This is a genomic window from Vaccinium witches'-broom phytoplasma str. VAC, assembly GCF_000309405.1.
Lineage (GTDB): Bacteria > Bacillota_I > Bacilli_A > Acholeplasmatales > Acholeplasmataceae > Phytoplasma.
In genome coordinates, this window is record NZ_AKIN01000211.1 from 1 (window position 1) to 387 (window position 387).

The following is a 387-nucleotide window of genomic DNA, read 5'->3' on the forward strand; positions in this document are numbered from 1 at the left end:
GTTTTTTGTATGAAAAACTGTCGCGCGATGGATTCCATTTTTTGACCATGTAACGTATATTGATTAGCGGTAAAAGTGGTGCCAAAGAGTTTATCATGGACTAATTGTTCCATGGAACGAAAAGGGTCTAACCCCGTAATGGAAGCGATTTCGGAAGCGTTGATGTATTTTTTTCGGTGTTGATACCATAATTTGGTGCGTTGATTTAAGTTTTGGATTCTCATAATAATTATTCTTTCTTAAAAATTTTTTGAAATAATAATAAAAGATATTTTCCTAAATAATAAAAGAAACGAAAAAGGTGATAAAGACATTTAAAAAGAAAATCAATTAGATATAAAAGATGGGGAAGAAATAATAAGATAATTGTTAATAAACCTAAATTTA

1 protein-coding gene is annotated in these 387 nt (G+C 28.9%); it reads right to left on the bottom strand.

The window, feature by feature from the left end:
• Positions 1–224, bottom strand: a 224-nt coding sequence (locus RI68_RS02965) for a YqaJ viral recombinase family protein (RefSeq protein WP_017193748.1), incomplete at its 3' end; no start/stop codon positions are given.
• Positions 225–387: the final 163 nt, after the last annotated feature.